The organism is Pseudomonas sp. Y24-6, assembly GCF_020295325.1.
GTDB classification, from domain to species: Bacteria; Pseudomonadota; Gammaproteobacteria; order Pseudomonadales; family Pseudomonadaceae; genus Aquipseudomonas; species Aquipseudomonas gregormendelii.
In genome coordinates this window covers 106904-132929 of sequence record NZ_JACBXG010000017.1, presented here as the reverse complement: position 1 = coordinate 132929, position 26026 = coordinate 106904, and the positions used below count along the sequence as shown (strand labels likewise).

Below are 26026 nucleotides of genomic sequence, written 5' to 3'. Positions count from 1 at the left end.
CCTATCTGCGTATGCAGGTAGGGGTTTTGTTTTTGTCCGCAGGAAAATACCCTCAGTTATTGGCCCGACGACCGACATTGGCGGGGCATTCAGTGGTGTGCCTTACTCCAGGCAGTGTTAATGGAGTACGGCCATGCGACACAGAGGCGCCAAATACTGGTTATGGATTAATCGTCGGTTGCCGCTGCACACCCACGAAGAGGTACTCGGCGATGGGGTGCAGATAGAGGTGCAGGCCAGGGTCAGTCTCGAAGGCATCACGCAGTTGTTCATCGGTGTCTACGACACGGACGGCTGGTTGATGCGCGAGGAGTTTCACGATCGGCAAGGCGCTGAGCCGGGCTGCCTGGCATTGAAGTGGGGCGTTCAACGCGCGCGGGAGATCGTGATCGACTCTCGCCAGTTTGTGGCCCCGCACAAGCCCCAGCTGACCCTGAGCACGGTCATTACCGACGAGTCGGTCAGGGCCCTGCGGCAGATGGAGATGAATGAGCGCGAGATCTTGAAGCTCAAGTCCAGTGATGCCTGGGTGGAGTACATGGCGGCCAAGGCCGCCATGCTCGAGTTAATGCGCTCTAGCAAGGTCGACGCCAAGGTGTGGGCCGAGCACAAGGAGCGGCTCAGACAGGCCATCGACCGTCGCGTCAGCGTTCAGAGGGCCTATCTGCGCTGACCCTTGTTCTTCAAGTGCGTCTCAGTTCTTCGATCGTCTCAATCAGCTCATCATAGGACACGGGTTTGCCGATGTGCTGGTTGAAACCCGATTGGCGGGACTTCTGGATGTCGCTATGGGCGCCGTAGCCGGTGAGCGCAATGGCGGGAACGTCTTTGATGAGAGGTAACTGGCGCAAGGCGCTGATCAACTCGTGACCGTTCATGACTGGCATGCCCAGGTCTGAGATGATCAGGTCAAATGAGGTGCTCCTGGCGGCATCCAGAGCCTCCACTGGACGATCGAAGGCAATGACCTGCGCATCTTCCATCTCCAGCAGCATTTTCAAGGTCTCCAGTACGTCTGCCGAGTCGTCGACCAGCAGGATGGTCAAGCCGCTCAGCCTTCCCGTGGTTTCTTCGGCGTGGGCTTGGGGCTCAAGCCCCGGTTCGTTCTGGATCAACGGCAAATACACGGTAAAGGTGCAACCGGCGCCTAATTCACCTGAGTGCACTTCAACCGTCCCGCGTTGCGCCTCGGTCAGCTGGCGGACCAGGGATAAACCGATTCCCAGGCCTTCGCGGTTGTGGGTGGCGTGCTGTTTTTCGGCCTGGCTGAACAAATCGAACACATGCTCCTGATGCTCGGCGGCAATCCCGGCGCCGTTATCCTTGATGTCCAGGCGCGCCATTTTGCCGGCCTCGCTGGCGATCAGCTGCACCCGGCCTTTGGGTGGAGTGAACTTCAAAGCGTTATTCACCAGGTTCCAGATAATCTGTTCCAGCCGCGTGGGGTCAGCCCGTATGAACAGGGCGCCAGTCGGCACCAGCAGTTCGACCGTGACGTCGTGCTGCTCGTTGAGCACCACGCTGTAGATGTCTTGCAGTACTTTGGACAGGTCCACGGCGACCGGTTTGAGCTTGAGCTTGCCCGTCCTGACGCGGGCCACATCCAGCAAGTCGTCGATGATCCGCGCCTGACTGTTGACGGCATCGCAGATGGTATTGATTGCCTTGGCCGCCGGCGCAGCCGTTCGGGTGATCGGCAGGCGGCGCAGCAATTCGGCATTGAGCTGAATCAGATTTAATGGATGCTTGAGCTCGTGAGACATCACCGCGAAGAATTCATCCTTGAGGTAATTGGTATTACGTGTGTCGGCCAGCTCCTGGCTCTGCGCCTCATTCTGACGCTGGTGCCCGGTCAGGTCCCGGGCAATCTTGACGAAGCCCTTGAGGGTATCGCCCCTGAGCAAGGTCACTTCGCCGCTGCAGTAGAACCGGCTGCCGTCCTTGCGTTGGTGCCAGCGTTCATTTTCGCTGCGACCGTGGGTACGGGCTGCCTCAAGTTCGTTTTCGGGCACGCCGGCGGCACGGTCTTTCGCCGGGAAGATGAAATCGTAATAGGCACCCTCGGTCTCGGCCTTGCTGTAACCAAAGATCAGTTCGGCACCCTTGTTCCAGCTGGTAATCACACCACCCTCATCCAGGGTGATGATGGCGTAGTCGCGAGTGCTTTCGGCGACCAGGCGCATGCGCTCTTCACCCAGGCGCAATTCCTCTTCCGCAGCCCGCCGTTTGGTGATGTCGATGAACGTGAGCACCGTGCCATCGATATGGTCTTCGCTGGAGCGGTACGGTAGCAGGCGGGCGATGTACCAGCGTCCGTCGATGCTGCTGACTTCCCGTTCGATCATGTTCAGCGACTCGAACACCAGCGCTGCGTCGCCTGCGAGGTTTTCGTAATCGAGTCGATGGGTGATGTCGAGCAGGGAGCGTCCGGTGTCCACCGGCAACATGCTGAAAATTTCGGTGGCGCGGGGGGTAAACCATTTGATGCGCATGCTGCGATCGACGAACACGGTGGCGATGTCGGTCGAGGCGATCAGGTTGGTCAGGTAGTCGTTGATCTTGTCGGTTTCCTCGACCTTGGTTTTCAGCTCGAAGTTGACGGTCAACAGCTCTTCGTTGATCGCCTGCAGCTCTTCCTTGCTGGTCTCCAGCTCTTCGGTGGCCGAGCGCAGCTCTTCATTGATTGCCTGCATTTCCTCATTCGAGGCCTTGAGTTCTTCGCTGGAGACTTCCGATTGCTCGATGGTGTCCTGCAGATGCAACTTGGTCCGTTGCAGTTCGCGCTCAAGGTTGGACAGCACCTGGCTTTCCGTCTGCAGCACGGTTGTGGCCGCCATTTGCGAGGGATCGACTTCCACCTCTTCGAAAATCACCAGGATGTACTCGCCGTCCGAATCGCCTTCCCGGTAGGGGTGGGCCACCAGACCAATCAGGTAACGGTGATCATCGCGCTTGATCGGCACCTCCCGGGACTTCACCCACAGGCCGCTCTGCTGTACCTGGAACAACGTCGTGCGAATCTCCAGGCGCAGCTCTGGCAAGATCAGCGTCAACAGGTTGCGCGATAACTCACCCCCCACATGCCGCAGGAAGCGCCCGACGCTTTCGCTCATGTGCAGGATGTCGGCATTGGCGTCGACTATCACACTGGGAGGGGCTGACTGTTCCAGGGCCCGTTGATGAATGTCGGCAAATGAAGACTTACGCTGCACACTGTTCTGCGGTATGTCCCGGGAGACACTGCTGCGTACATAGCCGCCCCGGGGCATGGTAGGGGTACGACGACTGCTGGCGGTGCCGGTCTTGGCCCGGAAGATCCGGTTACGTTTATCGATCGGCGTGAACAGCTCCTGGCAGGCGTCCGCGCTTTCCGAAGAACCAAGAAACAAAAAACCACCGGGGCGCAAGGCGAAGTGGAACATCTGCAGGATCTCGCGCTGTACTTCGCGATCCAGGTAGATCAGCAAATTGCGGCAGACGATCAGGTCAATCTGCGAAAAAGGCGGGTCGGACAATAGGCTGTGCTTGGCAAACAACACCTTCTCGCGAATCTCCTTGCGTATCCGGTAGTGGTCGTCTTCCTTGATGAAATAGTGGCGCAGCCGCGCGGGCGGCACATCGGTGATGATGGCTTGCGGGTACAGGCCGGCCCTGCCCACGCTGATGGCGCGTTCATCGATGTCGGTGGCGAACAGTTGCAGCGATGCGCTGCTTGCATCCAGTTGCAGTTGGTCGGTGAGCAACATGGCCAGGCTATAGACTTCCTCGCCAGTGGAACAGCCGGCGGACCAGACGCGGATTTCCTCTTTTTCCAGCTGGGCAGAGGCGGTAGCAGCGACCAGTTGTGGCACGACATCGCGCTCCAGCGCTTCGAAGGCTTCGCGATCGCGGAAGAAGTTGGTCACACCGATCAACATGTCGGCCAGCAGCGCCTTGGTCTCATCAGGGTTGGCCTGCAGGTATTGATAATAGGCGGCGAGATCCGGCTGGCCGGTCACCTGCATGCGGCGTTCAATGCGGCGAAGCACGGTGGCGCGTTTGTAATGCTTGAAATCGTGGCCAGTGCCCGTGCGCAGTTGGATCAGGATGTCGCACAGCAGTTGCTCGGTCAGCGCGGTCTCGCGCTCTGAGAATGAGGCAATGGTTTGCAATTGCGGATCATCGGCGGTTGGCAGGCGGATTTCCCGGGAGTTGCGCCACAGTTCCAGCAATTTCTGCGGCATTTCCACGACCGGTAGCACCAGATCCACCATGTGGGTATCGATGGCGGCGCGCGGCATGCCGTCGAATTCAGCGTCTTGCGGCGCCTGCGCCAGGGTGACACCCCCCTGCTCCTTGATGCGCGACAGGCCCACTGCGCCATCGGAACCGGTGCCCGACAGCACCAGACAAAAGGCGCGCTCACGGTGCACGTCCGCCAGATCGCGAAAAAACAGATCGATGGGTGAGTGGCGACCTTCGCCCGGGTCTGCCGCACTGACTTCCAGCAGCCCGTCATTCATAGTCAGGCGCCTGCCGGGTGCAATGACATAAACCCGGTTCTTTTCGATGGGCACGGTTTGCGTCACCTGCAGGACCGGCATCCTGGTCGATTCCTGGATGATCCTGTCGGCAATGCTCTGATGATCAGGGGACAAATGAAGAACAATCACGAAGGCCATGCCGTTGTCCTGGGGCATGTTCTCGAAAAACAGCTTGATCGCCTGCAGTCCACCCGCCGAGGCACCGATCCCCACCACCGCAAAGTCGAGGGTGCTGGGACGCAACGCCTTGCTCGCAGGCGCGTTGGAGGCGGGGTGCTGGGGATTGGAGGTCATGTTCTGCCTTAGGCGGAGTCGGGCGGCGCGCCGGAAGTTGGTTTGAGGGCCAGCCTGTTCCGGATAGAAGTTCAGGATAATCCTGTTTTCCCGGTGCACTGGTTATTTTTTACCTCGCGCTCACATCCCTGCTCTCAAGAGAACTTCACATCTGGCCGATAACCCGGACGGCCAATGTCATTTTCTAAAACTGCCTGGAAATCCTCGATGCTGTCGTATCACCAAAAGCGGTTCCTGATCGTCGATGATTTCTCGGACTTTCGCAGCTCGGTCAGGTCGATGCTCCGGGAATTGGGGATCAAGGACGTGGATACCGCGGATACCGGCGAGCAGGCGCTGCGCATGTGTTCGCAGAAGTCCTACGATTTCATCCTGCAGGACTTCCACCTGGGCGACGGCAAGAAAAACGGGCAACAGGTGCTCGAAGACTTGATGGTCGAGAAGTTGATCAGTCATGAGAGTGTGTTCGTGATGGTCACTGCCGAGACCAGCCAGGCCATGGTGTTGAGCGCCCTGGAGCACGAGCCCGATGCGTACCTGACCAAGCCGTTCAACCGCTCCGGCCTGGCCCAGCGTCTGGAGCGCCTGGTGCAGCGCAAAACCCTGCTCAAGCCGATCCTGCAGGCCCTTGATCGCGGCAAGCCGCTGGAGGTGCTCAATGCCTGTATTGCCCTGTGCAAGCAAGACATCCGCTACTCGCCCCTGTGCCTGCGCTATAGAGCCGATGCACTGCGCGATCTGAACCAGAACGAGGCGCTGGAGCGGCTGTACGACAGCATCATTGCCGACCGACCGTTGCCCTGGGCGTTCGCCGGTCTGGGCAAGCTGTTGTTCAAGCGCGGCCAGATCACCCAGGCCAAGGGCGTGTACGAGAAGGCCCTGAAAGCGTTTCCGATGATGCCCGCGCTCTACGACGGAATGGCCGATGTGCTGGCGGCCGAAGGAGACACTCGCGGCGCCCAGCGGGTGCTGGAAGATGCGATCCGCCTCTCGCCCCTGGCGGTTCGCAGGCAGGCGCAGTTGGGCAAACTGGCGATGACCAACGAGGATTTCGAGACGGCTTCCAAGGCCTATCGCCAGGCGGTGGCGCAAGGTGCACAGTCTCGCTTCAAGGACGCCGAGAGTAATCTCGGCCTGGCCCATGCCTTGATCAGTAAAGGCAGCGAGAAAGGCCTGGATACCCGCACCCGCCTGGAAATCAACACCACGCTGAGTGCCGTGGCGAAGGACAACCCGTCCGACCCCGGCTTGCAGATCCGTGCGCGCCTGATGAAGGCCACCAGCTTGTTGCTCAACGATGCCGAGACGGCCGAGAAGCTCACCGAGCAGGCCATGCAGCGGCTTGATGGCATGGAGCAGTTCATGAGCGCCGAGGCGGCGCTGCTGGTGGCCAAGCAGTTGCAGATGCTCGGACAGCCCGATGCAGGCGCCAGCATGTTGAAGAACTGTGCGGAAATCTACGGCGACGATCCGGCGGTGATGAAGGGCATCGCCAAATTGACCGATGACCCGGCCATTCTCAATTCCGGCAACCTGGCCGCCGACCTCAACCGTCAGGGCGTGCGGGTGTACAAGACCGGCAACCTGGTGGAAGCCCGTGCGGTGTTTCGCAAAGCCCTGGGGTTGCAGCCGAAGAACATCAGTATCGCACTGAACATGGCGCAGTCACTGCTGCATGGCACCGATACCAGCCTGCCTTCGGCCGAGCTCATCGAGTGCCGGACCTGCCTGAAAATGGTTGGCCTGATGCCCGATTCCGATCCGCGCTTCCCGCGCTACCAGAAACTGAAAACCAAGGCGTTCGGCGCATGAACCACAACGACCCGGCACTGGACTTTTCCACGGTAATCGCTTCCACCGTGCACGACATGAAGAACTCCCTGGCGATGCTGATGCAGGCGCACAGCCAATGGTTGGGGCGCTTGCCGGCCCCCGCGCGGCAGGCGCCGGAGCAGGGTGTGATCGAATTCGAGTTCGCCCACCTCAACAGCATGCTGGTGCAACTGTTGGGGCTTTACAAAATAGGCATCAACCAGCTGCCTTTGCAGCCGGCCTATCATGAGCTGGACGATTTCATTGAGGCGCAACTGGCCTGTCATCAGGACGTGTTCGCCAGTCGCGGAATTATGGCCACCTTTGAAGTGGACCCGTTGAGCCCCCTGGGTTTCTTCGACCGCGAACTGATCGCCTCGGTACTGGGAAACTGCATCAACAATGCCATCCGTCACGCTCGCCAGGCGGTGTTGATCAGTGTGAGTGATACGGCTGGGCAATTGGTGATCACGGTCAATGACGATGGGGAGGGGTATTCGTCGCAGATGATTGAACACCAGGCCAATTATGTTCAGGGCATCAACCACACCACCGGCAGTACCGGCCTGGGCCTGTATTTTGCCGCGCGGATTGCTGCACTGCACCAGCGTAATGGGGTGGAAGGGCGCACCGAGATCGGCAACGGCGGCCCGTTGGGCGGCGGTTTGTTCAGCCTCTATCTGCCCTGAGGTAATTTTTGCCTGGCGCTGCTTGATATTCCGAACACGCGGAGCCTATTTTGTACGGGTTGCCCTTCGTGGCTCGCACAACAACAAGGATTGCGTCATGACAACCGATGGCCAGCGCTCACTCGCACAGCGACTGACGGGCATTGATGAAATCGAATGTGTCACGCCGGATTTGAACGGCGTTCCCCGGGGCAAGGTGATGACTGCGGAGGGATTCCTCGAAGGTCGACGCCTGCAGCTGGCGCGGGGGGTGATGCTGCAATGCATCATGGGCGGTTATCCGCCAGCGCGTTTCTACGGCAGTGATGACGGCGACCTGGCGCTGGTGCCGGATACGGCACAGATCCATCCCCTGCCTTGGAGCAAGCATCCGCGAGCGCTGGCCATTTGTGATGCCGATGAACTCAGTGGCGAAAGCTCGAGCCTGTCGACCCGGGGCCAGCTCAAGGCGGTCATCGCTCGTTATGCCGCCTTGGGCCTGGCGCCGGTGGTGGCAACCGAGCTGGAATTTTTCGTGTTCGCGCCCAACCCTGATCCGACGCTGGGGTTTGAGCCACCAGCCGGCCTGGACGGACGTCGCGAGGACGGACAGTCCGCGTTCAGCATCAGCTCCAACAACGGCCTGCGACCGTTCTTCAGCGAGGTCTACGAATGCATGGCCGCGCTTGGCCTGCCGCGCGATACGTTTATGCACGAGATGGGTGTGAGCCAGTTCGAGATCAATCTGCTGCATGGCGATCCCTTGCTGCTGGCCGACCAGACGTTCCTGTTCAAGCACCTGCTCAAGGAAGTCGCGCTCAAGCATGGCCTGATCGTGGTGTGCATGGCCAAGCCGCTGGCGCACACCCCTGGCAGTTCGATGCATATTCATCAAAGCATCGTCGAGATCGGCAGTGGCAAAAATGTGTTCAGTGACGAGGCGGGCGAGCCGACGGCGATGTTCCGTCATTTTATTGCGGGGCAGCAGGCGGGCATGGCGGATTTCACCGCGTTGTTTGCGCCAAATGTGAATTCCTACCAGCGCTTGTGCCATCCGTTTGCTTCGCCGAACAATGCCTGCTGGTCCCATGACAATCGCTCGGCAGGCTTGCGCATTCCCGCCAGTTCACCGGTCGCCCGTCGGGTCGAGAATCGCTTGCCGGGGGCGGATGCCAACCCGTACCTGGCCATCGCCGCGAGCCTGGCGGCGGGGCTGCATGGCATTGAAAACCAGCTGGAACCGAGCGAGCCGATCCAGGGTGAATTCCAGGTGCCGGATAATCTTTCGTTGCCCTGTACCTTACATGCCGCTCTCGAGCGTCTGAAACGTAGTCAATTGGCGAAGGAACTGTTTGGCACTGAGTTCATCGAAGGCTACGTCGCTTCGAAGACCCTTGAGTTGACCAGCTTCTTCGACGAAATTACGCCCTGGGAGCGTCGTGTCCTGGCCGCCCAGGCCTGACGAATCAGCGCCATCGGGCTATCTTTTCGGACAGCCCGACACTTACTGCAAGGAGCCGCTCGGAACGCCGATGCGCCAAATCTGGAAATCCTTTCGAGCGCTTTATTTTGCCTCGCTGATGATGTTGATCGGTTCAGGCTTGTTGAGTACTTACCTGGGCCTGCGCCTGGCCGCCGACAATGTCGACAGCCTGTGGGTGGGTGCCTTGATGGCGGCCAACTATTTTGGCCTGGTGCTGGGTGGCAAGATCGGCCACCGTCTGATCGCGAGGGTCGGGCATATCAGGGCCTATGCGACCTGTGCCGGTATCGTCGGCGCTGCGGTGCTCGGTCATGGATTGATCGACTGGCTGCCCGCCTGGCTGTTCCTGCGGGTGATTGTCGGCCTGGGCATGATGTGCCAGTACATGGTCATCGAAAGCTGGCTCAATGAGCAGGCCGAAGCCAAGCAGCGTGGCCTGGTGTTCAGCGGTTACATGATTGCCTCGTACCTGGGGTTGGTGCTGGGTCAGTTGATCCTGGTCATGCACCCGGCGCTGGGCCTGGAGCTGTTGATGCTGGTCGCCCTGTGCTTCGCCCTGTGCCTGGTGCCGGTGGCCTTGACCCGGCGGATTCACCCGGCCCCCCTGCATCCGGCGCCCATGGAGCCGCGGTTCTTCATCAAGCGGGTGCCGCAGTCACTCAGCACGGTGCTGGGCGCGGGCCTGATCGTCGGTTCGTTCTACGGCCTGGCGCCGCTGTATGCCTCGCAGCAAGGGCTGTCCACCGAGCAGGTCGGTCTGTTCATGGGTAGTTGCATTTTTGCCGGCCTGCTGGTGCAGTGGCCGCTGGGCTGGCTGTCCGATCGCTATGACCGGGCGCTGTTGATCCGCTGCTTTGCGTTCAGCCTGGCGGTGGCCGCGTTGCCGTTGGCGATCCTCAAGCAAGTGCCGCTGGAGGTGCTGTTCATCGCCGGGTTCTTCTGCTCGCTGGTGCAGTTCTGCCTGTATCCATTGGCCGTGGCCTTCTCCAATGACCACGTCGAAGGTGATCGCCGGGTCTCCCTGACCGCGATGCTGCTGGTGACCTATGGCGTGGGTGCGAGTATCGGGCCATTGGTGGCAGGGGTCTTGATGAAGCTGTTCGGCAGCCAGATGCTGTATGCGTTCTTCAGCTTTTTCGCGCTGGTGCTGGTGTGGCGAATCCGCCCGAAAGCGGTGACCAATTTGCACCAGGTCGACGACGCGCCGCTGCATCACGTGGCGATGCCGGACAGCATGTCGAGTTCGCCATTGGTAGCGGCGCTCGATCCGAGGGTGGATGAGCAGGTAGTGCAGGACCAGATGCAGAATCCGATTGCGCCTGAGCCTGAGCCCGAGGTGGGACCAGAGCTGGAACCAGAGCCCAAATCCGAAACGGATGAATCCTCGGGCGATGACCCGGATGAGGGGCGTGAACAGAGCTTTACCGAGGCGCGTCCTTAAGTTCGGCGCATAAAAAAAACGGGCAGTCACCGCAAGGGACTGCCCGTTTTTTTGTTGGCGCCTGTATCAGAGGTCGTCTTTATCGAATCGGCGGGCTTCGCGCTGCAGCTGATAGACAAAGCGCTCGACCTGGCGCTGTACCAGGCCGCTCATGTTGTGAAAGCGCACGCCGGCGAAGGTGGTGGAAATTTTCTCTTCGAAATGCAGGTAACGCAGTTCAACCGGGGCAGTCATTTTGCCGAACGGCAGGGCAGCCATGAAACGGTCATAGACCTGGCCCAGTTGCAGGTTGCCGCCGATGTCACCGTCGAAACGCAATTTGCAGCCGGTGGCGGAGATGTCCAGCAATTTGCCCTTGATCGGCGCCTTGAGCTTTTCACCGTCCAGGTCGACGTCCACCAGTTGCGCCAGCTTCAATGCCGCGCGGAAGGCGTTGCGGCGCTGGTGGTAAACCACTTCGTCCGGCAGGGGGCCATGATAGCAGCGGCTGCCACCGGTTTCGTCGATGGTCAGCGCGCCGTTGCTTTCCCAGGCGATTCGCACGCCATCGTGAAAGCCTTCGACCTTGAACGGCTCGCCCGCCAGCAGGAAACGCTCGCCGTCACGGGGGATCATTTCGTCCAGGGCCATGGTGCCGTTGTCACGGTCGATACCCACCAGGTAACTCTGGAAGCGTTGGGTGCGCTCGTGAAACGTGATGATCAGCGGGTCGTGGCTGTCTTGCAGCTGACGTAGGGTGCCGGAGATCTCAAGGGGCGTGGTGAGCACCTTGGGTGGCTGCGGAGCATCATCCGCGCTTGAGGCATTGAACACGGTTCATCAATCTCCAGACAAAATTTGACAGCTGCTTGCCGGCATTTTGCCAGCATGTTTCTCGTCTTGATAGTGCGGGCTCGATGTCAGGTTCAGGCCTGACTGAGGGGACCCCGTTTCGCCAGGGTGGAGGTTGAACCGCGCGCGTCGTACAGCGCGGGTGTGTCGCCGCCATGAAGGATTTTCAGCTGGGTGGCCGTGGCGGCCTGTTGCATCATGATGGACCGGCCATTGTGCACGTTGGCGTCCTGACACTGGGCCAGGAGGTCGGTCAGCACATCACTTTGCGACAACAGGCGCTCGCCGACGCTTGACTGGCTGGCCAGTTGCTCCAGCCCCTGTCGGTTGAGCGGCAGGTTGAGGCTGGCAAGGATTTCGCTGCGCTTGCGGCCATGCTGTTCCAGCAAAATGATCAGTGCCTGCTTGCGCGCCAGAATGTCCTCGAGCAGGCGCATGTCGCGACCATGCAAGGCGAGGGACTCGGTTTGCAGTAGCTCGAGCAATTGTTGCGCTGGGGCAAAGTCGTCGATGATCAGTTGCAGTAATTGGGTATCGTGCATGGCTGGCCTTGGGTTTTAAGCGTCCAAAAGCCTGGCGCAGACCGGAGCCTAGCGCTGGGCTTCGAAGTTGAGCAGTTTGCTGGCTACGCGGTTGCTGTCGACTTTATAGCTGCCATCGGCAATCGCTGCTTTCAACTCGGCCACGCGGGCTTTGTCGACTTCAGGCTGATCGCGCAGCTTGTCAGTGACCTTCTGCAACTGCTGGGCCTCATTACTGAGATGTACCGATTCTCCGCTTTTCACGGTAGTGGCTTCCGGTGCCGGGGTATTCAGCGGCGCAGCCTTGGCATTTTCAGCCGCTTCCTTGCTGGCGCTGGTACGTGTACTGCCCGTAAGTGACGGAGAGCTGTTTAATCGGTTGAAGTCGATGACCATGATAAAAAACCTCTGGGTATTTGGACGCTTGCCATGTTTTCGGCCATACCCGAGAAAACTTTAGGCCCATTTATCAATGAGCTTGCGCGCGTCAGCGCTGGCCCCTGCACACCCTAGTTTAGGGAACAGTCGCAGGGTGCGCCATCTCTTCAAGCGGCTGTTTGCAAGGCCTGGCCTCTACATGGCGACTTCCACCTGGCCGGGCGCGATCACTTGCGCCTTGATGACTCGCTGGGAGTTGAGGTTTTTCACGCGTATCTGATCGCGCAACCCGCCATTGGACAGTGCCTCGCCGGGCATGCGTACGCTGAGCGTGCCGCTGCGGGCGGTGATCACCACCTGGTCACCCTTGCTGATGACTTGCGCCTGTTCGATGTTCACCAGGGTGACCAACTGATCGGCGACCATTGGTCGGGTCAACTTCTGTCCGATCGCCTGGTCCAGGGACGTCAGGTAGCCCTGGCTGATCAGGCTGATGTCGCGCTCGCGCAACATGACGTCTTCAGGTTCGATCACCCCGAGGCGTCGCAGCGGCCGAGTGGCGGTGACGACTTCGCGAAACAGGCGCACCTGCGCCGGCACGAAAACCGTCCACGGCGAGGCGCCTTCGCAACGAACCTTGACCGTGACACGCCCCAAGGGCCTGGCCGGGCTTTCCAGGCTGGCTGTCAATTCCCTGTCGCACATCGGCATGCGCAGGCGCGGGTCGAGTTGGTTGACTTCGATTTCATATCGACCCTCGGTCTGACTGGTCGCCAAATAGTCTTCTACGGTGAATTCAAGAAAACCCTGGGTCACGCCGATAAGCATGTCAGGCAAGGTAACCGAGTCGGCAAGGGCAGGGCTGCCAGCGTTAAACAGGCAGGCAGCCGCCGTCGCGCACAACATTGTGTGCAAATGTGCGGTCAGGCGTCGGAAAAATGTCGGTTCTGTGCTCATAAGAGTTAAAAAGCAAGCGCCGTGCCGTTTAGCAATGAATGTGCGTCGCAACACACTTAAGCGTTGGTGTTAGGGAGTCTGGGCATGGCTGGTGTAATGGATTCGGTAAACCAGCGCACGCAACTGGTAGGGCAGAATCGCCTGGAGCTGTTGTTGTTCCGTCTCGACGGCCAGCAGCTCTATGGGATCAACGTATTCAAGGTTCGTGAGGTGCTGCAATGCCCCAAGCTGACCGTGATGCCCAAATCCAATCCTGTCGTGTGCGGTGTAGCGAGTATTCGGGGGGCAACCATTCCGATTCTCGATCTGGCGATGGCGACCGGTGCCGGTCGGTTGCTGGATCAAAGCAATCCCTTCGTGATTATCACGGAGTACAACACCAAGACGCAGGGTTTCCTGGTGCGCTCGGTGGAGCGCATCGTCAACATGAACTGGGAGGAGATCCATCCGCCACCCAAGGGCACCGGCCGCGATCATTACCTGACGGCTGTGACCCGGGTCGACAATCAGTTGGTCGAAATCATCGACGTGGAGAAAGTGCTGGCGGAAGTGGCACCCACGCCGGAAGCGATTTCCGTTGGTGTGGTGGACGTCGAGACCCAGCACAAGGCCCTGTCTTTGCGGGTGCTGACGGTTGATGACTCGTCCGTGGCACGCAAGCAGGTATCGCGTTGTCTACAGACGGTCGGCGTGGAAGTCGTGGCGTTGAACGACGGTCGGCAGGCCCTGGATTACCTGCGCAAGCTGGTGGACGAAGGGAAGAAGCCGGAAGAAGAGTTCCTGATGATGATTTCCGACATCGAGATGCCGGAAATGGACGGCTACACCCTGACCGCCGAGATCCGCAGCGACCCACGCATGCAAAAGCTTCATATCATCCTGCATACTTCGTTGTCGGGTGTGTTCAATCAGGCGATGGTCAAGAAAGTCGGTGCCGATGACTTCCTGGCCAAATTCCGTCCTGATGACCTGGCATCCCGGGTAGTCGACCGGATCAAAGCAGCAGATATCAGCTAGGGGCCTTTTGCTCCTGGCGATCAATACGAGTTAAGAGGCGGCACCATTGTCTACGGGTAATTTGGATTTCGAACAGTTCCGGGTATTCCTGGAAAAAGCCTGTGGCATTTTGCTCGGTGAAAACAAGCAGTACCTGGTGTCCAGCCGCCTCAACAAACTGATGGAGCAGCAAGGCATCAAGTCCCTGGGGGAGCTGGTCCAGCGCATCCAGACCCAACCGCGCAGTGGTCTGCGCGAGATGGTGGTCGATGCCATGACGACCAACGAAACCTTGTGGTTTCGTGACACTTATCCGTTTGAAGTGCTGAAGAACAAGGTGCTGCCGGAAGCGATCAAAGCCGCTCCTGGCCAGCGCCTGCGGATCTGGTCGGCTGCCTGTTCGTCGGGGCAGGAACCGTACTCGTTGTCGATGTCGATCGATGAATTCGAGCGGGTCAACCTGGGTCAGTTGAAGATGGGGGTGCAGATCGTTGCCACCGACCTTTCCGGCACCATGCTGACCAACTGCAAGACGGGCGAGTACGACAGCCTGGCCATCGGTCGCGGCCTGTCGCCGGAACGTTTGCAGCGCTATTTCGACCCGAAAGGGCCGGGGCGCTGGGCCATCAAGGCGCCCATCAAGAGCCGGGTGGAGTTTCGCTCGTTCAACCTGCTGGACAGCTATGCGGCGCTGGGCAAGTTCGACATCGTGTTCTGTCGCAATGTGCTGATCTACTTTTCCGCTGAGGTGAAGAAGGACATTCTGCTGCGGATCCACAGTACGTTGAAACCGGGTGGGTATTTGTTCCTGGGCGCTTCCGAGGCGCTCAATGGTTTGCCGGATCATTACCAGATGGTTCAGTGCAGCCCTGGGATTATTTACCAGGCGAAGTGATGCAAAGCGGCAGGCAAAAAACGGGAGTCCTAGAGGACTCCCGTTTTTTTTGCCTGCCGCTTTGCATCACGTGGGGATGTCTAACTCGAACAAGCGGCAGAAAAGCGGCAGGCAGCGGAAACCCGTTGCCGCTTTTCTGTCGTTGCCGCCGGGGCCCGTGCCCGCAAAGCCCCGGTTTACGGGCTTTTTTCAATTGGCACGCCGCTTGCTATGTCCATCCTACGAAAATCCGGTCACCCGAAGGTTTCCCGACATGAGCATCAGCTTCGATAAAGCGCTCGGTATCCACGAACAGGCGTTGAACTTCCGCGCCCAGCGTGCCGAAGTCCTGGCCAACAACATCGCCAACGCCGATACCCCGAACTACAAGGCGCGGGACCTGGACTTCTCCAAAGTGCTCGCCGAGCAGAGCGAGAAAACCAAGGGCGGCGGATTTGCGCTGAACATGACCAACAGCCGGCATATCGAGGCCCAGGGCCTGGGCAGCGGCGACGAGTCGCTGTTGTACCGCACGCCGATGCAGCCATCGATTGACCAGAACACCGTGGACGCCCAGCTCGAACAGTCGAACTACGCGCAGAACTCGGTCAACTTCCAGGCCAGTTTCACCCTGCTCAACAGCAAATTCAAAGGGCTGATTTCAGCCTTGCGAGGAGAATAAATCATGTCCCTGTCCAGTGTTTTCAACATTGCCGGTAGCGGCATGAGTGCCCAGACCACTCGCCTGAACACCGTCGCCAGTAACATCGCCAACGCCGAGACCGTGTCGTCCAGCCTGGACCAGACCTACCGCGCACGGCACCCGGTATTCGCCACCATGTTCCAGGGTGCGCAGAGCGGCGGCAGCGATTCATTGTTCCAGAACCAGGACGGGGCCGGTCAGGGCGTGCAGGTGCTGGGCGTGGTCGAGGACCAGAGCAATCTGGAAGCGCGCTACGAACCCAACCATCCTTCTGCTGACGCCAAGGGCTACGTCTACTACCCGAACGTCAACGTGGTGGAGGAAATGGCCGACATGATTTCCGCGAGTCGTTCGTTCCAGACCAACGCCGAAATGATGAACACCGCCAAAACCATGATGCAGAAGGTCCTGACGCTCGGTCAGTGATAAGGGGCAACTCAGATGAGTGTTACCGATACGACAAGCAGCTTGAGCCTCAACGACATTCTGGCCAACTCCTCCGTCAAGAACACCTCCACCACCAGTGATGGCCTGGCCTCGGCCACCGGCAGTGCCGCCGGCAAGAAGGCCCTGGGCAAAGATGCGTTCCTGCAATTGCTGGTCACCCAGCTGAAGAACCAGAACCCGCTCGAGCCTCAGGACAACGGCGAGTTCGTCGCCCAGTTGGCGCAGTTCAGCAGCCTGGAAGGCATCACCACGCTCAACGATACCGTGAGCGGCATTGCCGGCAACTACAACTCGTCGCAGGCGCTGCAGGCCTCGTCGCTGGTGGGCCGTTCGGTGATTGCCCCGGGCGACAAGGCCGTGGTTGATACCTCCAAGAGCATGACGGGCACCGTGGCCATTCCGACGTCCGTGCCGGCCGCCACGCTGAAGATTACCGACAAGGACGGCACGGTCGTGCGCACCATCGACATGGGCAGCCAGGTCGCCGGCAACGCGAGCTTCATCTGGGACGGCAAGGACAACGCCGGCAAGACGGTCGAATCGGGTACTTACACTTTTGCGGCATCGGCCACCATCGACAGTCAGGCGGTTTCCCTGGTCACCAACCTGCCGGCCACCGTCAACAGCGTAACCATCAGCCAGACCGGTGGTGAGTTGATGCTCAACCTGGCGGGCCTGGGCAGCATCGCCCTGTCCAAAGTACAAACTATTGGTATGTAAAGCCGACTAACCCGGCATAAAGGAGTGAACCATGTCTTTCAATATCGGCCTTAGCGGTCTCTTTGCAGCCAACAAACAACTGGACGTGACCGGCAACAACATCGCCAACGTCGCGACCACAGGTTTCAAGTCGTCACGTGCGGAATTCGAAGATGTCTACTCGGCGAGCAAGCTGGGTTCCGGAAGCAAGACCGTAGGCAGCGGTGTACGCCTGGCCAACGTGTCGCAGCAATTCACCCAGGGTGATATCACCAACACCGGCAACGTGCTGGACATGGGCATCAACGGCTCCGGTTTCTTCGTGTTGAACGACAGCGGTTCGCTGTCCTACACCCGCGCCGGCACGTTCAAGGTCGACAGCGAAGGCTACGTTACCAACACCGACGGCACTGCGCGCCTGCAGGGCTATGGCGTGGATGCCAATGGCAAGATCCAGAACGGCATGTTGACTGATCTTCGTATCGACACGTCCAACCTGGCGCCGAAGACCACCGACGCGATCTCGTCCACGATCAACCTGAACTCCACGGACAAGGTAATCGACCAGACGATCGCCACGAACAAGTTCGATCCGACCAAGGCCGAAACCTACAGCAAGAAATTCAACACGCCGATTTACGACAGCCAGGGCAATTCCCACGTCATGGAGCAATTCATGGTCAAGACCGGTCCGAACACGTGGGACAACTACACCCTGATCGATGGCCGCAACATGGACGGCAGCCTGTCCACTCCGCAGCCCTCGACCCTGAGTTTCGACTCTGCCGGCAAGCTGACCCAAATCAGCACACCCGTGACTCCGCCGACCACACCGCCAACCTCGACTCTCGGCAATGACCTGAAGGTGACCAACTGGGTGCCGGGCACCGTCACCGACGGCGTCTGGACGGCCAACGGCGCAGCCGCCAACCCTGATGGCATGACTATCGCCATGGGCAATACCACGCAGTACAACGCCGACACAGCCCGTTCGATTCCAGTGCAGAACGGTTATGCCACCGGCCAGATCACCAACCTGACCATCGACGGCAGCGGCGTATTGCTGGCCAACTTCAGCAACTACCAGACCAAGCCGATCGGTCAGATTTCCCTGGCCAGCTTCACCAACGAACAAGGCTTGCAAGCGGTAGGCGGCACCAGCTGGAAAGAGACCTACTCGTCGGGTATCCCAGGCTACGATTCGCCGGAAACCGGCAGCCTGGGCACGATCCGCTCCAACTCGCTGGAAGAGTCCAACGTCAACGTGACCAACGAGCTGGTCGACCTGATCAAGGCGCAGAGCAACTATCAGGCGAACGCCAAGACCATCTCGACCCAAAGTACTTTGATGCAGACCATTATTCAGATGACCTGATGGTGCAGTGCTGGACAGGAGCCCCTCTCTATAGAGGGGCTTTTTTTATGGGTGGCAGGTGTCGGTCAAGGGATCGCAGCCTCGTTGCACTCGACAGCTCCTGCAGAGTTTCTGCGTGAATCGCATTTCAATGTAGGAGCTGCCGAGTGCAACGAGGCTGCGATCTTTTAAGCATTTACACGAGGCAAAAGAAAACCCCCGGCAATCCAGAGGACTGATCGGGGGTTTTCGGTTAAGCGCTTTTCAGCGCTTACGGGCTCAGCTTATTGGCAAGCTTCGCAATCCGGCTCGTCGATGGCGCAAGCCTTCGGCACTGGAGCAGGGCCGGCTGGCGCTGCCAGGACCGAATCGTCACCGTGGTTGCCGCCGCTGGAAACAGCGTTCAGCTTGCCGGTGTTGATGGTCGACTTCTCAGTGCTGGTGGCGGCCAGGGCACGGAGGTAGTAAGTGGTTTTCAGACCACGGTACCAGGCCATGCGGTAGGTGACGTCCAGCTTCTTGCCCGAAGCGCCGGCGATGTACAGGTTCAGCGACTGAGCCTGGTCGATCCACTTCTGGCGACGGCTGGCGGCGTCAACGATCCACTTGGTGTCCACTTCGAAGGCAGTCGCATAGAGCTCTTTGAGTTCTTGCGGGATGCGCTCGATCTGCTGTACCGAACCGTCGTAGTACTTCAGGTCGTTGATCATGACCGCGTCCCACAGACCGCGAGCCTTCAGGTCCCGAACCAGGTACGGGTTGATCACGGTGAATTCGCCCGACAGGTTCGATTTCACGTAGAGGTTCTGGTAGGTCGGTTCGATCGACTGCGAAACGCCAGTGATGTTGGCGATGGTCGCGGTCGGTGCGATGGCCATGATGTTGGAGTTACGAATGCCTTTTTGTACACGGGCGCGAACCGGTGCCCAGTCCAGGGATTCGTTCAGGTCCACGTCGATGTACTTCTGGCCACGTTGCTCGATCAGGATCTGTTGCGAATCCAGCGGCAGGATGCCCTTGGACCACAGCGAACCCTGGAACGTCTCGTAGGCGCCGCGCTCGTCTGCCAGGTCGCAGGAAGCCTGGATCGCGTAGTAGCTGACCGCTTCCATCGACTTGTCGGCGAACTCGACGGCCGCGTCGGAACCGTAAGGAATGTGCTGCAGGTACAGCGCATCCTGGAAGCCCATGATGCCCAGGCCGACCGGACGGTGCTTGAAGTTGGAGTTCTTCGCCTGTGGCACCGAGTAGTAGTTGATGTCGATAACGTTATCGAGCATGCGTACGGCGGTGTTCACGGTACGTTCCAGCTTGGCGGTGTCCAGCTTGCCGTTGACGATGTGGTTCGGCAGGTTGATCGAGCCGAGGTTGCAAACGGCGATCTCGTCCTTGTTGGTGTTCAAGGTGATCTCGGTGCACAGGTTCGAGCTGTGGACCACGCCCACGTGCTGCTGCGGGCTGCGCAGGTTGCACGGGTCCTTGAAGGTCAGCCATGGGTGGCCGGTTTCGAACAGCATGGACAGCATTTTGCGCCACAGGTCTTTGGCCTGGATGGTCTTGAACAGCTTGACCTTGCCTGGGTACTCGGTGAGCGCTTCGTAGTACTCGTAACGCTCTTCGAAGGCCTTGCCGGTCAGGTCATGCAGGTCCGGCACTTCGGATGGCGAGAACAGGGTCCATTTGCCGTCATCGAAGACACGCTTCATGAACAGGTCAGGGATCCAGTTGGCAGTGTTCATGTCGTGGGTACGACGACGATCATCACCGGTGTTCTTGCGCAGCTCGATGAACTCTTCGATGTCCATGTGCCAGGTTTCCAGGTAGGCACATACAGCGCCTTTGCGCTTGCCACCCTGGTTAACGGCAACGGCGGTGTCGTTCACCACTTTCAGGAACGGCACGACGCCCTGGGACTTGCCGTTGGTGCCCTTGATGTACGAACCCAAGGCACGCACCGGGGTCCAGTCGTTGCCCAGGCCACCGGCAAATTTGGACAACATGGCGTTGTCGTGGATCGCGTGGTAGATGCCCGACAGGTCGTCCGGAACGGTGGTCAGGTAGCAGCTGGACAGCTGTGGACGCAGGGTACCGGCGTTGAACAGCGTCGGGGTCGACGACATGTAGTCGAAGGACGACAGCAGGTTGTAGAACTCGATCGCACGATCTTCCTTGTTCTTCTCTTCGATCGCCAGGCCCATGGCCACGCGCATGAAGAAGATCTGCGGCAGTTCGAAGCGGATACCGTCCTTGTGGATGAAGTAACGGTCATACAGGGTCTGCAGGCCCAGGTACGTGAACTGCTGGTCGCGCTCGTGGTTGATCGCCTTGCCGAGTTTTTCCAGGTCGAAAGTGGCCAGGATCGGGTTCAGCAATTCGAATTCAATACCCTTGGCGATGTAGGCAGGCAGGGCCTGCGCATACAGGTCGACCATTTCGTGGTGGGTCGCGCTGTCGGCGACGCCCAGGAAGCCCAGGCCTTCGGCACGCAGGGTGTCCATCAGCAGGCGCGCGGTGACGAACGAGTAGTTTGGCTCCCGCTCGACCAGGGTACGGGCGGTCATTACCAGGGCGGTGTTGACGTCGGTCAGGGCCACGCCGTCGTACAGGTTCTTCAGGGTTTCGCGCTGGATCAGGTCGCCGTCTACTTCTTCCAGGCCTTCGCACGCTTCGGTGACGATGGTGTTCAGGCGGCCCATGTCCAGAGGCGCAAAGGTGCCATCGGCGCGGGTGATGCGGATCGACGGGTGAGCGTTGACCGATTGTTCGGCAGGGGCGTGGGCTGCGCGCTCTTTCGAACGACCGTCGCGGTAGATCACGTAGTCGCGAGCCACTTTCTGCTCGCCCGCACGCATCAGGGCCAGTTCGACCTGGTCCTGGATTTCTTCGATGTGGATGGTGCCGCCCGATGGCATGCGACGCTTGAAAGTTGCAGTGACCTGTTCGGTCAGGCGCGCAACGGTGTCATGGATTCGCGACGAAGCGGCAGCGGTGCCGCCTTCAACTGCGAGAAACGCTTTGGTGATCGCGACGGTGATCTTGTCGTCGGTATAAGGAACGACAGTGCCGTTACGCTTGATCACGCGCAGCTGGCCAGGCGCGGTGGCGGACAGATCCGAAGTCGAATCAGCGGCCTGCGGCAAGGAGCCCTGCGGGTTCTCGCGAGTTGTGTCGGTTTGCATGGGGGGTTGTCTCCACATTCTCTATGTTTGTTTGGGCACCATCACGGTGCCCACCGTTCTGTCCTGAAGCACTACAACCGGCGAGCCGCCGGGCATACAACTTCGGGACAGATCAGGAAGGGGCTATTGGGGCGCCGCTTCCATGCCGAAGTCTTGGGTCCAGGTCTTGAACCTGGATCCGCATTCCATTTGGGTGACAGTTGGAGACTGCAACACCCGTACCGCTTTTGCCGATTTCGGCCCAAAAACAGTAGCCATCCGCTTGCACGGTCTGGTCTTTCATAAATACGTAAAAATCAACCAGACAGAGGCGATTAAAGCGCTTGAATTTGATATCCGGTTTGTGTTTGGTTTTTCCTGCAAAACCCTACATGTAGGGTTTTTTTTCTGTCGGGCTACAAGATAGAGCGTTTTTGAGGGTGTTGCAACGTACTACCTGTGGATAAACCTGTGCGTATATTGTGCGTGAAACCTGGAACGCGCCCGTAGCCCGCGACCCTGCTGGACCAGACCGTTTGTCACGGTTTTTTGCCGGTCGAAAACAGCCGGGTGGTTTTTTAAGGGCGCGAACCCTACCACAAAAAATGGTCATATCCGAACGCATTTGCCAGCTTGTGTTCTCGGTGGCCGCCGTTTATACAATCGGCCTGTACACACGCATTATTTTCCTCCCTATTCATTACAAAAAGACGGGGGGAGCCTTCCTTTATGAGCGTTTCGACAAGCAGAGGTCACCGTGGAGCAAGAAGCCTGGCAGGTATTGATTGTGGAGGACGATCAGCGTCTGGCCGAACTGACCCGCGATTACCTGGAAGCCAACGGCCTGCGCGTTTCGATCGAGGGCGATGGCGCGCTGGCCGCAGCGCGGATCCTCAAGGAACAGCCTGACCTGGTGATCCTTGACTTGATGCTTCCCGGCGAGGACGGCTTGAGCATCTGTCGCAAGGTCCGCGACCGCTACGACGGGCCGATCCTGATGCTGACCGCCCGCACCGACGACACCGATCAGATTTTGGGCCTCGATCTGGGGGCTGATGACTATGTGTGCAAACCGGTCCGGCCGCGACTGCTGTTGGCGCGTATCCAGGCGTTGTTGCGCCGCAGCGAAGGGCCGGAAGTGGCCCCGGAAAAACAACGCCGCCTGCAATTCGGTCCGCTGGTGGTGGACAACGCCTTGCGCGAAGCCTGGCTGCGTGATGTCAGCATCGAACTGACCAGCGCCGAATTCGATCTGCTGTGGCTGCTGGTAGACAACGCCGGGCGCATTCTGTCCCGGGAAGAGATCTTCACCGCACTGCGCGGTATCGGCTATGACGGCCAGGACCGCTCCATCGACGTGCGCATCTCGCGTATCCGCCCGAAAATCGGCGACGACCCGGACCACCCGCGATTGATCAAAACCATCCGTAGCAAGGGTTATCTGTTCGTTCCGGAAGCCTGCACCCTGTGAACTCGATCTTCCTGCGAATCTACGGCGGGATGTGCGCAGCACTGATCCTGGTGGCGGTACTCGGCGTGCTTGCCCTGCACCTGCTTAACGAGGTGCGCAGCGAGCAATACCGTGAACGCCTGGCCCATGGCACATTCTCGCTGATGGCTGACAACCTGCAACCGATGAACCAGACCGAGCGCCACCGGGCGCTGCTGGTCTGGGAGCGGCTGCTGGGTATTCCACTCACGCTGAAGACGTTTGCCCAGACCGATCTCGATCTAACCCAGCGTACCCGCGTGCTCCGCGGCCAGGCGCTGGTGGAGCAGACCGGACCGCACGCAGCGAGGGTGTACAGGCTGGTCAGTGACAAGGAACAGTTGATGCTGACCGGGGAGGTGCAGCAGATCAGCGAGCAATTGGCCCGGGCGACCATCTACCTGCTGGCTGACGAACTGGTGCGCGTTCCGGTGGCCGAGCAGCCCAGACGGCTGGCCGAGCTCAAGGAGGACAAGGGCTTTGGCTTCGACTTGCGGCTGGTCACCGTTGATCAGGCGGACATGGACGAAGACCAGAGTCGGCGGGTGTCCGAGGGCGACACGGTGATGGCGCTGGGCAAGGAGGGCGATTCGATCCGGGTGTTTGCCGGCATGGTCGGTACCCCGTGGGTGCTGGAGATCGGTCCGCTGTACCAGATGAACCCTTACCCCGCACAGTGGCTGGTACTGATCGCGGTCCTCGGCTTGAGCCTGATCGGCCTGATTGTCTACCTGCTGGTGCGTCAGCTGGAACGCCGCTTGCGCGGGCTGGAAGCCGCCGCCACCCGCATCGCCAAGGGCAGCCTGGAAACCCGGGTGCCAGCTCGCGGTGCGGACTCGGTAGGGCGCCTGGCGTCGGCCTTCAATGGCATGGCCGAGCATTTGCAGCAGTTGCTGGCGATTCAGCGGGAACTGGTGCGTGCGGTGTCCCACGAGCTACGCACGCCAGTGGCGCGCCTGCGCTTTGGCCTGGAGATGATCGGCTCGGCCACGACGCCTCAGGCGCTGCACAAGTACTGTGAGGGCATGGACCACGACATCGAGGACCTCGATAAGCTGGTGGACGAAATGCTTACCTACGCGCGCCTCGAGCAGGGTTCCCCGGCCTTGAATTTTCAGCGGATCGATCTGGATGCACTGGTCAGCCAGGTCATCGAGGAGCTGGCGCCACTGCGGGCCGATGTCACGGTGCAACGAGGTCTGTGCCTGTCTGCCGCCGATTGTGATGACGCCTGGGTCGAGGCCGAACCGCGTTACCTGCATCGTGCTTTGCAGAACCTGGTCAGTAATGCCATGCGGCATGCAACGACCAGGGTGACTGTCAGCTATCAGGTGGGGCAGCAGCGCTGCCGGATCGATGTCGAGGACGACGGGCCCGGCGTGCCGGAGGTGGCCTGGGAACGCATCTTCACTCCGTTTTTGCGCCTGGACGACAGTCGCACCCGGGCCTCGGGCGGGCATGGGTTGGGGTTGTCGATCGTCCGGCGGATCATTCATTGGCACGATGGCCGTGCGCTGATCGGCAAGAGCAAGAGCCTGGGCGGCGCCTGTTTCAGCCTGAGCTGGCCGAGGCATCAGGAAAAGCGTTGAGACCCCTGTGGGCGCGGGCTGGCTCGCGATGGGGTCCTCTCGAGCGCTGAAACCATCAGGCCTGGATACTGACCAGGCTCAATAACTGCCCGTCCATCACCGCAAACTGCGCTTGCAGCTCGGCCCCGTTACGCCATTCGCTGGACAGGTCCGTGAGCAATCGCAATTTTACCTCCCCGGCTTCGTTCCACTCGAGCACTTCGGCATGCTCGAAGTAAAAGCGCTGCTGCACGATCGGATACAAGGCCTTGAACAGGCTTTCCTTTACCGAGAACGTCAGCGTCACCAGTATCGCCAGCTGCTCGCGCCGACCGGCCGCCATGCGCTTTAACTCAGGTGCCGTCAGTATTTCCCCGGCCAGCCGTTCGGCTCGCTCCGGGTTCAGGATATTTTCCAGGTCCATGCCCAGGCCGCGCCAGTGGGCTTTTTTCGCGACGATCGCTGCTGCACGCCCGGTGCTGTGGGTGATCGAACCACTGATGTGCGCCGGCCAGACCGGCGCCCGGTCTTCACCTATCGCCGGGCTGAAATCCAGCCCCTCCAGTTGCTGCAACGCCGCTCGGGCACACACCCGCCCGGCGAGAAACTCCGCCTGGCGCTTGGCGACCGAGCGCTGGATGCTGGCTGGCGCGGCGATGGCACTGCGTGCAAAGTCATCGTTGGTCAGCAGCGTACTGTCGAAGTGAGTGCTGAGCAGGACAGTTTCGGGCAGCGCAAACGGCAGCGGCCAATGAGCGTCGAGTAGCGTGCAGCAGGCGGGCAGGGCGGGGGAATGGTTCATGTCAGGCATTTTGCCGGGTTGCCTCCTGGCTGGGTAGAGTTGAAGATCTTTTGTCTGCCCTGGGTGACGAGGACGCTGCCTCGCCACCCAGACATTGCTCACCTTTCAGTCAGGAAAAGATTTTCTTGAGAAAGGCCTGCATGTCCGCCCAGGATTTTACATCCGCAGCCTTGTTGTAACCGATATCCGGCCCGCCATGCTCGCCGTGACCGAGGCGATCGGCATCCGGATTGCTGAAGCCGTGCTTGGCGCCTTCCAGGCTGACGAAGCGGTAGTCCGCGCCGGCCTTGTCCATTTCCGTCTTGAACGCCGCGACGTTGTCGGCAGTGACCATGCTGTCCAATGCCCCGTGTTCCACCAGGATTTTCGCCTTCACGGCTCCGGGCGTCGCCGGCGTCTGGGTTGCCAGCGCACCATGGAAGCTCACCACACCCGCTAACGGCACGCCCTGGCGTGCGGCGTTGAGCACCACCGCCCCACCGAAGCAGTAACCGATGGCCGCGAGTTTTCGTGGGTCGGTCTGCGGTTGCTGTCTCAACAGGTCAAGCCCGGCCTGAAAGCGCGCACTCGCCACCGAGCTGTCCTTGAGAGCGGCCTGCATGAAGGCCATGGCGTCCTTGGGGTGCTCGGTATTCTTGCCGTCGCCATACATGTCTATGGCCAGGGCGCTGTATCCCAGGCCGGCCAGATCGCGGGCGCGGCGTTTGGCATAGTCGTTGAGTCCCCACCATTCATGCACCACCACTACCCCCGGGCGCGGGCCCTTGATCGAGTCGTCGTAGGCGTAATAACCGATGAGCCGGGTGCCGTCGGCGCTTTGGTAGGGGATTTCCCGGGTCTGGATGGCCGCCTGGCTGAGTCCGCTCAAGGCGATTAATACGAGGGCAAGAAACGCACGCATGGTTGGATCTCCCGCAAGTCAGTCATCGAAAAAGGTCGGTTCTGTCTGGTTCAGCCCAGGTTCAGAAGGCGTTCAGGGTGAGTTCAGGGCGAGCTGAGTAATCTTCTCCCATACCCAACAAGCACAT

General features: G+C 59.8%; 21 protein-coding genes. 13 read left to right on the top strand and 8 right to left on the bottom strand.

Annotation, left to right across the window (positions count from 1 at the left end; all coding sequences use genetic code 11):
• Nucleotides 1-133 precede the first annotated feature (133 nt).
• On the top strand, nucleotides 134-673 hold the full coding sequence (locus tag HYI44_RS26105) for a hypothetical protein (protein WP_122839068.1): 540 nt from the start codon (nucleotides 134-136) through the stop codon (nucleotides 671-673).
• 10 nt (nucleotides 674-683) lie between these two features.
• Here the strand turns inward: HYI44_RS26105 and HYI44_RS26100 are convergent, their stop codons facing one another.
• The gene (locus HYI44_RS26100; protein ID WP_225570876.1) at nucleotides 684-4817 is read right to left on the bottom strand and encodes a CheR family methyltransferase; all 4134 of its coding nucleotides are present in this window, start codon (nucleotides 4815-4817) and stop codon (nucleotides 684-686) included.
• A gap of 207 nt (nucleotides 4818-5024) precedes the next feature.
• Here HYI44_RS26100 and HYI44_RS26095 point away from each other — a divergent pair, with 207 nt between their 5' ends.
• The 4 genes from HYI44_RS26095 to HYI44_RS26080 all read left to right on the top strand — a co-directional run bounded on the left by HYI44_RS26095 (nucleotide 5025) and on the right by HYI44_RS26080 (nucleotide 10221).
• A complete protein-coding gene (locus HYI44_RS26095) occupies nucleotides 5025-6629 on the top strand; it encodes a tetratricopeptide repeat-containing response regulator (RefSeq protein ID WP_122839070.1) in 1605 nt (534 codons plus the stop codon).
• A complete protein-coding gene (locus HYI44_RS26090; RefSeq protein ID WP_225570875.1) occupies nucleotides 6626-7318 on the top strand; it encodes a sensor histidine kinase in 693 nt (230 codons plus the stop codon). The genes HYI44_RS26095 and HYI44_RS26090 overlap by 4 nt, the downstream gene beginning before the upstream one ends.
• Nucleotides 7319-7517: 199 nt before the next feature.
• The gene (locus HYI44_RS26085; RefSeq protein WP_225570878.1) at nucleotides 7518-8759 is read left to right on the top strand and encodes a glutamine synthetase family protein; all 1242 of its coding nucleotides are present in this window, start codon (nucleotides 7518-7520) and stop codon (nucleotides 8757-8759) included.
• Between the two features lie 70 nt (nucleotides 8760-8829).
• Complete coding sequence (locus HYI44_RS26080; protein WP_122839073.1) at nucleotides 8830-10221, top strand: MFS transporter; 1392 nt, start codon at nucleotides 8830-8832, stop codon at nucleotides 10219-10221.
• 66 nt (nucleotides 10222-10287) lie between these two features.
• On the opposite strand, the gene HYI44_RS26075 is transcribed toward HYI44_RS26080, so the two are convergent.
• The 4 genes from HYI44_RS26075 to flgA all read right to left on the bottom strand — a co-directional run bounded on the left by HYI44_RS26075 (nucleotide 10288) and on the right by flgA (nucleotide 12908).
• Nucleotides 10288-11034, bottom strand: coding sequence for a flagellar brake protein (locus HYI44_RS26075; protein ID WP_122839074.1), 747 nt, complete (start codon nucleotides 11032-11034; stop codon nucleotides 10288-10290).
• 92 nt (nucleotides 11035-11126) lie between these two features.
• Entirely contained in the window at nucleotides 11127-11594 is a 468-nt protein-coding gene (locus HYI44_RS26070; RefSeq protein ID WP_225570874.1) for a flagella synthesis protein FlgN, read from the bottom strand.
• A gap of 48 nt (nucleotides 11595-11642) precedes the next feature.
• Nucleotides 11643-11969 carry a flagellar biosynthesis anti-sigma factor FlgM gene (gene flgM / locus HYI44_RS26065; protein ID WP_122839076.1) on the bottom strand — a complete coding sequence of 109 codons (327 nt, stop codon included), beginning with the start codon at nucleotides 11967-11969 and terminating at the stop codon, nucleotides 11643-11645.
• A 177-nt stretch (nucleotides 11970-12146) separates the two neighbouring features.
• Nucleotides 12147-12908, bottom strand: a complete 762-nt coding sequence (flgA, locus tag HYI44_RS26060) for a flagellar basal body P-ring formation chaperone FlgA (RefSeq protein WP_122839077.1) — start codon at nucleotides 12906-12908, stop codon at nucleotides 12147-12149.
• Between the two features lie 84 nt (nucleotides 12909-12992).
• Between flgA and HYI44_RS26055 the strand changes: the two genes are divergently transcribed.
• The 6 genes from HYI44_RS26055 to flgE all read left to right on the top strand — a co-directional run bounded on the left by HYI44_RS26055 (nucleotide 12993) and on the right by flgE (nucleotide 18002).
• On the top strand, nucleotides 12993-13925 hold the full coding sequence (locus HYI44_RS26055; protein WP_045061806.1) for a chemotaxis protein CheV: 933 nt from the start codon (nucleotides 12993-12995) through the stop codon (nucleotides 13923-13925).
• A 46-nt stretch (nucleotides 13926-13971) separates the two neighbouring features.
• Nucleotides 13972-14799: a protein-glutamate O-methyltransferase CheR gene (gene cheR, locus HYI44_RS26050; RefSeq protein ID WP_045061805.1), complete on the top strand. Its 828-nt coding sequence runs from the start codon at nucleotides 13972-13974 to the stop codon at nucleotides 14797-14799.
• A gap of 253 nt (nucleotides 14800-15052) precedes the next feature.
• Nucleotides 15053-15460 (top strand): flagellar basal body rod protein FlgB, encoded by a 408-nt coding sequence (gene flgB, locus HYI44_RS26045; RefSeq protein ID WP_045061804.1) that lies wholly within the window; start codon nucleotides 15053-15055, stop codon nucleotides 15458-15460.
• A 3-nt stretch (nucleotides 15461-15463) separates the two neighbouring features.
• A complete protein-coding gene (flgC, locus tag HYI44_RS26040) occupies nucleotides 15464-15907 on the top strand; it encodes a flagellar basal body rod protein FlgC (RefSeq protein WP_045061803.1) in 444 nt (147 codons plus the stop codon).
• Between the two features lie 15 nt (nucleotides 15908-15922).
• Complete coding sequence (gene flgD / locus HYI44_RS26035; protein WP_045061802.1) at nucleotides 15923-16648, top strand: flagellar hook assembly protein FlgD; 726 nt, start codon at nucleotides 15923-15925, stop codon at nucleotides 16646-16648.
• A gap of 31 nt (nucleotides 16649-16679) precedes the next feature.
• Nucleotides 16680-18002 carry a flagellar hook protein FlgE gene (flgE, locus tag HYI44_RS26030; RefSeq protein ID WP_122839078.1) on the top strand — a complete coding sequence of 441 codons (1323 nt, stop codon included), beginning with the start codon at nucleotides 16680-16682 and terminating at the stop codon, nucleotides 18000-18002.
• Nucleotides 18003-18265: 263 nt separating this feature from the next.
• Here flgE and HYI44_RS26025 read toward each other — a convergent pair whose 3' ends face one another.
• Nucleotides 18266-21160, bottom strand: a complete 2895-nt coding sequence (locus HYI44_RS26025) for a ribonucleoside-diphosphate reductase subunit alpha (protein WP_122839079.1) — start codon at nucleotides 21158-21160, stop codon at nucleotides 18266-18268.
• A gap of 736 nt (nucleotides 21161-21896) precedes the next feature.
• Here HYI44_RS26025 and HYI44_RS26020 point away from each other — a divergent pair.
• Nucleotides 21897-22610 carry a response regulator gene (locus HYI44_RS26020; protein ID WP_045061798.1) on the top strand — a complete coding sequence of 238 codons (714 nt, stop codon included), beginning with the start codon at nucleotides 21897-21899 and terminating at the stop codon, nucleotides 22608-22610.
• Nucleotides 22607-24217 carry an ATP-binding protein gene (locus HYI44_RS26015; RefSeq protein ID WP_225570873.1) on the top strand — a complete coding sequence of 537 codons (1611 nt, stop codon included), beginning with the start codon at nucleotides 22607-22609 and terminating at the stop codon, nucleotides 24215-24217. The genes HYI44_RS26020 and HYI44_RS26015 overlap by 4 nt, the downstream gene beginning before the upstream one ends.
• A gap of 55 nt (nucleotides 24218-24272) precedes the next feature.
• Here the strand turns inward: HYI44_RS26015 and HYI44_RS26010 are convergent, their stop codons facing one another.
• Both HYI44_RS26010 and HYI44_RS26005 read right to left on the bottom strand, forming a co-directional pair.
• Nucleotides 24273-24998: a 4'-phosphopantetheinyl transferase family protein gene (locus HYI44_RS26010; protein WP_205940071.1), complete on the bottom strand. Its 726-nt coding sequence runs from the start codon at nucleotides 24996-24998 to the stop codon at nucleotides 24273-24275.
• A gap of 109 nt (nucleotides 24999-25107) precedes the next feature.
• The gene (locus HYI44_RS26005; RefSeq protein ID WP_225570872.1) at nucleotides 25108-25899 is read right to left on the bottom strand and encodes a dienelactone hydrolase family protein; all 792 of its coding nucleotides are present in this window, start codon (nucleotides 25897-25899) and stop codon (nucleotides 25108-25110) included.
• Nucleotides 25900-26026 lie beyond the last annotated feature (127 nt).